The sequence below is a fragment of the uncultured Bacteroides sp. genome, assembly GCF_947632445.1.
In the GTDB taxonomy this organism is placed as follows: domain Bacteria; phylum Bacteroidota; class Bacteroidia; order Bacteroidales; family Bacteroidaceae; genus Bacteroides.
Window position 1 is genome coordinate 1 of sequence record NZ_CANRPM010000115.1, and the last position, 4,414, is coordinate 4,414.

The window sequence follows — 4,414 nt, forward strand, 5'->3', positions numbered from 1 at the left end:
AATCGAACGGAAAAGATAACATTCCGCTGCACCGCACTTGAAAAGGCGGCACTTGCGGAACAGGCAGCCCGATGCGGAATCAGCACATCGGAGTATTGCCGTACACTCGCACTGGGCGGACGACCCAAGGAGAGGTACACGGAAGAAGAAAGGGAACTGTTTCGGGAGATAGCCCGACTGAAAGGAACACTCCAGCGTCTGAACAACTACTTCGGTGGTCGCCAGTATCGGGAAGTGTTCGAGGAGAATCGGACACTAATAACAGAACTCCAAAAAATACTCTCACGATGATAGGGAAAGGGAAAAGCATATCACATGGCGTGGCGGCACTGGAGTATGACCTCGCCAAAGAGATAGACGGGCAAGCAGCAGCCACCGAAATAGCCCGGCATGAGCTTTACGGGTGTACGGGTGCGGAAATGGTGCAGGAGATGAAACCTTACTTCACAGATTTTCCGAACGTAAAGAATAACTGCCTGCGTTTTGAGGTTAGCCCCTCGATAGAGGAAAGCTCCAGCTTTACCGATGCGGACTGGGCAGAACTTGGCAACGACTTCATGCAGTGCATGGAACTGATGAACCACCAGTATATCATCATCAAGCACAGCGGAACGGAGAGCAAGAAGAAGCAGGCACACCTGCATATACTGGCAAACCGGATATCCCTTTCCGGGGAACTCTACCGGGACAACTGGATAGGTAAACGGGCAACGGAAGCCGCCAACGCCATAGCCAAGGAACGGAACTTCGTGCAGTCGCAGGATATCGGCAAAGCCAACAAAGCGGAAATTAAGGAAGCCATGAACGAGGTGCTGAAGAAGCTGCAGGGCTTTGACCTTGCCAAATTCCAAGAGGAACTCGGCAAACTGGGCTTCAAAGTCCGGGAAGCCAGGGCAAGCACCGGGAAACTTAACGGCTACTATGTCACAGCCCGGAGCGGAACGGAATACAAGGCAAGCGAGATTGGGAAAGGCTACACGCTCGCCCATATAGAGCAGACACAGAAAAAATTGAAGTATAACCAAATGAGCATATCACATGGAAACAAACTCACGTCCGGAAAAGGAGGCTTCCACCTCTAAGCAAGGACAATACCGACCACGCAGGAAAGACACCACTCCGAAAGTGAACCCGCAGCTTGCGGTAGAACTGGTATATCAAGAATTGAAGCGTGTAGAAGCCTATACGAAGCGCATAGAGGACGCAACAGCTAAAAAGATGGAAATGGACAGGGGAAGTCTTGAAAGTGCCGAAAATCGCCTAAAAAACGTATTGGCGGAGTTTGAACGGCAGGGAAACAGGATGAAAAACGGCAGCTATGTGGACAAGAAAGTTTCAATGTACTCAATCCTTTGTGCTGTTTTCTCCCTATTGTTCGCCTGTCTGATGTGTTACCTATGGGTGGATGCAGCCAAGGACAGGGATAACTACAAGAGGTATTATGAATATTTTCAAGAAATGGATAAACAAAAAAGCGGAGAGTAGCATTCTCCGCTTTTTTGTTTAACTTTTGAAAGTCTTTTTTATGTGAGTTTGTAGCGCTTGTAGAACCAAAAACAGATAATTGATAAAAACATCAGTGGTGCTATAACTGCAAAATCTGTTATGTTAAAAGACTCTCTTACATAACCTATCACATACCACGGAATGGCACTGGCAAAAACTATAGAGAGCATTTTTGCGTGTCTTGAAAAATAATAGCTTGTAAAAGCTTTATGCAAAACCTGATTATCAATGTTGGGAAACATGTCTTTGTATGACTGCTGTTTGATGAGATAATCTTTCCTTGAGTGAGAGCCAATACCAAACCATATCAAAGCCCATGCTATAAAGAGCATTGTCATTGCTATGCCTCCCATACCATCATCAAAGAAGTAAGATATTGATACTTCCTTTATGTCGGCTCTGATGATAAGGGCAAATAGTAATAAAACATTCCAACAGCATGTTGTAATAAGCCCATATTTAATATGACTTTTCATAAGAATTTCATTAGTGTAAGCAAGCGCAAGCTGAACCAACCGCAGCAGCACCACCACCAACCCATGGATTTAACCCTGAACTCATAAGCCCTTGATATCCCCACCAAGCATCAGCAAAAACTACACTTCCAAAAGAAACTCTAGTTTGAGGTTTGTTGAGGAGTTCTGCCCATTCTGAATAGTGCTCTGCCCAATATTGAGATGAAGCTTGGTAAGTGGTGATAAAGCAAATCACCGCTTGCCTATTAAGCTCTGGTAAATCTAAATCCGAAGCTACTTCTTTTATTAAGTTCTCAAAAGATTCTGTTTGATTGGATAAAGCTTTTTCGATATACTCTTTTTCTTTTGGAGATAGAGAGGCTTGTATCTCTTCAATCGTTGTAGAGAACATATCTTGGGTGATAGATTCAGAGGTTGTCCTTGTAGGACAATGTTGCGATATATACGTGTTAGCAATGGGTATAACCATTTCTTTCATGTCCGTAGTAACATTGCCTCTTGTTTTAGCAGAGCTCAAGCCTTGATGAATATAGGCTAGACAATCATTGTGTATGGATGCAAACTCCATACCGTAATCAACCAATTCGTTTGATTTGTTTTGGGGAGTTACTGTTTCATTTTCATTTGTACAAGATGAAAAGAACGTCCCAATCATAATAACGAAAACCGATGTTAATGCTAAAATTCTTTTCATAACGGTATGATTTAGGGGTTAATACCCGCAAATATAAATATTTTCTTAGAAATAAACAATAAAAACATATTTTTAATTACATCTTATTTTTTATTTTAAAGTGTAACTTATTTCCTCTTTTTGATTATGAACTAAATTTCTTTGAGTTTCCTCTTTATAGCTCCAATAACATATCCTTTAGGATTTTCTGCCAATCGTGCGCCTTTCTTCAATTCCCCCAAGAACCCCATGAAATCGGGGATGCGGTTTTGTCCCTCGATAATGGTTTTCTTGTTCTTGTTGATTTCATCAGACTTGAAGTCAAAGGAGAATTTAAGGTAGTCATATACGTTGTTCTCCAGCTGGAGCCGTGCTGTAATTTTAGCCATGCGCGCCTGTTCCTGTAGTGCAGGGTCTTCCCTGTCTTCAAAGAATACAGGAAATAGGGTCCAGCCAATGACCTTCTTTCCTTCCTTTTCCTCCTTAGCGACAAAGGAGTATGGAGAGGATTCATCAAGTTCTTTTTTAGCTGCATCGATAACATATCTCTTGAAATCATTAACTCTTTCGTACTTTCCTTGCAAGCAAAACCTTTCGCGAAGTCCGTCAGACCCATCTAACGACACAAACAAAGGTTTGGTTTGTCCGGACATCAGCTCATAGAATCGCATGGCATAGACGCTTTTAAACTTCATGGCTGTTATGAGTTCGTATTTCTTGAACCCTTTCGTAAAATCAAGTGCGGCTCTCCAGATAGGGTCATAGACATGAAAGGTAGCAATACCTGTGCCTTTTTCTATTTTAGGGTGTTCGATGATGGCTGTATAGAACCAAATCTTATCATCTTCATATTCAGCCCCTTTTTTAGACAGCGATGTGAATGCAGCTTTAGCCTTGGCATAGTTGTGGTCATCTTCGTCTCGAAGAATGGATGCTACAGGCATGGTGATGTTCACCCCACAGTCAGACGGCTCAATCTTGTGCATGTGGTCTTTGATTTTAATACCTTCCAACCATTGTTGGGCAAATTCGATAAGACGATATATGATACGCTTTTCGTAAGGACTGAAATCGTATTTGGCACATGTCCATATATAGGACTGAAATACGGCTTTGTTTGGTAGGTTTTCGCTCATAGGTATTCTTTTAGATTGTTGCGTATGGGTCAAGTTCCTTAATCCGCTTACACAAATAATCGAAGCGTTTCTTAGTAAGCGGCGTGAGTGTATTGAGGTTCTCGCCATCAAAATTCTCTCCAAAGATAATGTCGTCCACCCCTATGCCGTGATTATAGTTCTCACGCACGCAATCACGCAGAATCCAAAGGCTGCGCAGGTTCACCCAGTCTGCCGTTTTATTCTTGATTCTGCTGAACAGCACAGCAGCTGTGTAGAGGTAGTGTCCGCAATGGTTGTAGTCATGCAGCACCAGTTTCCCTTGATAGTATATGTCGAAGTCTTTGTTTTCCTCATCTTCCTTTGTATCGCAGTAGAAGAACGGAATATCTTTCAGACCGTCCCAATCAATGTAAGTTGTTGGTTTCATAAGTGTGCTTTTATGGTTTTCTGCAAATATATAAATTAAGTACGAGTTCAACAAATAAAACTCGTACTGTTTATTCTTTATCTCGTTTTTAGAGTGTTAATTTTTATTCTTTATCTCGTACTTGAGTATTCTTTATCTCGTACTTAGAGGGTGTTTTTCTCGCATAATGCGCGCGCGCGAGGATAGGACATAGATAGTCGATGTTAAGATAGAA

Annotated in this window: 7 protein-coding genes; 3 read left to right on the forward strand and 4 right to left on the reverse strand. The window is 42.3% G+C overall.

What is annotated here, in order from left to right; translation table 11 throughout:
• Positions 1-15 precede the first annotated feature (15 nt).
• From mbpA to mbpC, 3 genes are read left to right on the forward strand one after another with little or no spacing between them, the layout of a single operon-like run.
• A complete protein-coding gene (gene mbpA / locus Q0Z70_RS13065) occupies positions 16-291 on the forward strand; it encodes a mobilization protein MbpA (RefSeq protein ID WP_298075187.1) in 276 nt (91 codons plus the stop codon).
• The gene (mbpB, locus tag Q0Z70_RS13070) at positions 288-1,082 is read left to right on the forward strand and encodes a mobilization protein MbpB (protein WP_298075176.1); all 795 of its coding nucleotides are present in this window, start codon (positions 288-290) and stop codon (positions 1,080-1,082) included. The genes mbpA and mbpB overlap by 4 nt, the downstream gene beginning before the upstream one ends.
• Positions 1,039-1,485, forward strand: coding sequence for a mobilization protein MbpC (mbpC, locus tag Q0Z70_RS13075; protein ID WP_298075178.1), 447 nt, complete (start codon positions 1,039-1,041; stop codon positions 1,483-1,485). Before mbpB ends, mbpC begins: the two co-directional genes overlap by 44 nt.
• Before the next feature lie 38 nt (positions 1,486-1,523).
• Here the strand turns inward: mbpC and Q0Z70_RS13080 are convergent, their stop codons facing one another.
• From Q0Z70_RS13080 to Q0Z70_RS13095, 4 genes are all read right to left on the reverse strand, one after another.
• Positions 1,524-1,982 carry a hypothetical protein gene (locus tag Q0Z70_RS13080; protein ID WP_298075179.1) on the reverse strand — a complete coding sequence of 153 codons (459 nt, stop codon included), beginning with the start codon at positions 1,980-1,982 and terminating at the stop codon, positions 1,524-1,526.
• Positions 1,983-1,992: 10 nt separating this feature from the next.
• Entirely contained in the window at positions 1,993-2,676 is a 684-nt protein-coding gene (locus Q0Z70_RS13085) for a hypothetical protein (RefSeq protein ID WP_298075180.1), read from the reverse strand.
• Between the two features lie 131 nt (positions 2,677-2,807).
• Positions 2,808-3,791, reverse strand: a complete 984-nt coding sequence (locus Q0Z70_RS13090) for a replication initiation protein (protein ID WP_298075182.1) — start codon at positions 3,789-3,791, stop codon at positions 2,808-2,810.
• Positions 3,792-3,801: 10 nt separating this feature from the next.
• Entirely contained in the window at positions 3,802-4,200 is a 399-nt protein-coding gene (locus tag Q0Z70_RS13095) for an exo-poly-alpha-D-galacturonosidase (RefSeq protein ID WP_298075184.1), read from the reverse strand.
• Positions 4,201-4,414 lie beyond the last annotated feature (214 nt).

Excerpts from the sequence above, each read along its gene's own strand:
- mbpB (WP_298075176.1), top strand. The coding sequence starts at position 288 with ATGATAGGGAAAGGGAAAAGCATATCACATGGCGTGGCGGCACTGGAG.
- mbpC (WP_298075178.1), top strand. The coding sequence starts at position 1,039 with ATGGAAACAAACTCACGTCCGGAAAAGGAGGCTTCCACCTCTAAGCAA.
- Q0Z70_RS13080 (WP_298075179.1), bottom strand. The coding sequence starts at position 1,982 with ATGAAAAGTCATATTAAATATGGGCTTATTACAACATGCTGTTGGAAT.
- Q0Z70_RS13085 (WP_298075180.1), bottom strand. The coding sequence starts at position 2,676 with ATGAAAAGAATTTTAGCATTAACATCGGTTTTCGTTATTATGATTGGG.
- Q0Z70_RS13090 (WP_298075182.1), bottom strand. The coding sequence starts at position 3,791 with ATGAGCGAAAACCTACCAAACAAAGCCGTATTTCAGTCCTATATATGG.
- Q0Z70_RS13095 (WP_298075184.1), bottom strand. The coding sequence starts at position 4,200 with ATGAAACCAACAACTTACATTGATTGGGACGGTCTGAAAGATATTCCG.